This is a genomic window from Arthrobacter sp. GCM10027362 (assembly GCF_042679445.1).
In the GTDB taxonomy this organism is placed as follows: domain Bacteria; phylum Actinomycetota; class Actinomycetes; order Actinomycetales; family Micrococcaceae; genus Crystallibacter.
This window is the reverse complement of the sequence record NZ_JBHTML010000335.1, coordinates 1-2038: the sequence shown is the minus strand read 5'-3', so window position 1 is coordinate 2038 and position 2038 is coordinate 1. Positions and strand designations below refer to the sequence as shown.

At 71.4% G+C, this 2038-nt stretch carries 2 protein-coding genes; both read left to right on the top strand.

The features are described 5' to 3' along the window. Positions 1-1405 (top strand): acyltransferase family protein (locus ACFQ36_RS22375; protein WP_377017719.1); only part of this gene is annotated, 1405 nt, incomplete at its 5' end. Positions 1406-1421: 16 nt separating this feature from the next. Then, positions 1422-2038 (top strand): acyltransferase family protein (locus tag ACFQ36_RS22370; RefSeq protein ID WP_377017717.1); only part of this gene is annotated, 617 nt, incomplete at its 3' end.

Genomic DNA, 2038 nt, shown 5'->3' with positions numbered 1-2038 from the left:
GCAGGCGACGGCGGCGCTGGCTTGGGCGGGCATGGCCGCCATCCTCCTGGCTGCGGTGACCTTCAATGCGGCGACGCCGTTCCCCGGCTATGCCGCGCTGCTGCCGGTGGCGGGCACGGCCCTGGTGATCCTGGCCGCCGCCCGTGGCCGCTACTCCCCCGCCCCGGTGCTGGGGCTCGGACCCGTCCAGTGGCTGGGCGGCGCATCCTATTCGGTGTACCTGTGGCACTGGCCGATCATCGTGCTCTGGCCCGGCGCCGCCGGCACGGCGGGCCCGGACGGCACGGCCCAGCCGCCCGATCCAGCCACGGCCGCGCAAATCATCGCCCTGACGCTGCTGCTCGCGGCGGCGACCAAGACGTTGGTCGAGGACCGCTTTCGGCTGGCCCTGCCGGCCCGGCGGCTGGCGCCCACCTACCGTTTTGCCGCCGTCGGCATGGCAACGGTAGCCCTCCTGGGCACCGCCCAGCTGGCGGAGGCCGGCTACCGCCAGCAGCTGGCGGCACAACAGCTCTCGGCGGCCAGCCAAAGCCGCAGCCCGTGCATTGGCGCGGCCGCCATCGCCCAAGGCTTCGACGTCTGCCCGCCGGATCCGGCCGCCCAGCTGGTCCCGGACCCCGCACTGGCCAGGGACGACCTGCCGGCGGTCTATAAGGACGGCTGCTGGGCCAATGAGGATTTCACCCACCGCCCCGTCTGCACCTACGGCCACGGACCGGTCCGGATCGCGCTGGTGGGCAATTCGCACGCCGGACAGTGGCTGCCGGCCCTGCAGGAACTGGCCGGGCGCCGGAACCTGACCATCACCACTTTCCTGCTGTCCCGCTGCAACGTAACCGATGCAGCCCTGGAACTGCGCAGCGAGCAGAAGACACGCAACTGCCTTGACTACGGCAGGTGGGTCATGGAACGGACCAAGGGAGACCAGTTCGACCTGGTAATCACCTCCGCCCGGCAGTCGGTGCCCATTGCGGGCGGAAGCTGGAAGGACACCGAGGCCCCCGCCGTGGCCGGCTACGAGTCCTACCTGGCCAAGTGGGCCGCCGCCGGCACCAATGTCCTGGTCATCAAGGACCCGCCCTACCCGGGCAGGCAGATCCGTTCCATCCCGGACTGCCTGGCCGAAAACGCAGGCCGGATCTCGGCCTGCGACGGCACGCCCGCCAGCTGGCACTGGATGGATCCGCTCACCAAGGCCGTGGACAGGCTGTCCTCCCCGCGCATCACCGCCGTGGACCTGGATAAGTACTTCTGCGCGGCCAACAGGTGCCCGGCGGTCATCGGGTCGGTGCTGGTCTACCGTGACGGTTCGCACCTGACCGCCACCTACGCCCGGTCCCTGGCACCCTACCTGGACCGGCCCATCCGCGAGGCGCTCGCGGCCCACCGCTCCGGCACCCGGTAGCGCAGGGAAGCACCCCATGGAACCGGAAACCGGGCATAGGCACCGGGACGCCGAAGCAGCGCAGGCCACCCGGCAGGCGTGGATCGACCAGGCGCGCTGGGCCGCGATCGTGCTCGTGGTTGCCGGCCACGCGGCGGGCCTGCTGCGCGGCCAGAGCGGGCTGGCCGTGATGTTTTCCAATTTCGTCTATATGTTCCACATCCCGGTCCTGATCCTGCTGGCCGGCTGGGGCGCGCGCCGCGCGGAGGCCAACGGCCGGACGCTGGTAAAAATCTGGTGGCAGCTGCTGCTGCCCTACGTGCTCTTCCAGCTCGTCGCCTTCCTGGTGAACTACCTGTTCGAAGGCGCCACCCCGCGCTGGACGTTCACCGGGCAGACCTTCGGCCTGTGGTTCCTGGTGGCCCTGGCCGCCTGGCGGCTCTCCGGCCCCTGGTTCCGCGGCCTGCGCGCGGCGGTACCGGTGGCCCTGGCCCTTGCCCTGGCCGCCGGACTCAGCCCGGACATCGGCGGCTTCCTCTCGCTCTCCCGGATCCTGGTCTTCCTGCCGCTGTTTGTGGCCGGGCCATGGATCGTGGACCGCGTGGCCCGCTGGCGGGGCCGGCGGCGGATGCGCCTGGCCGGGGCCGCGGTGCT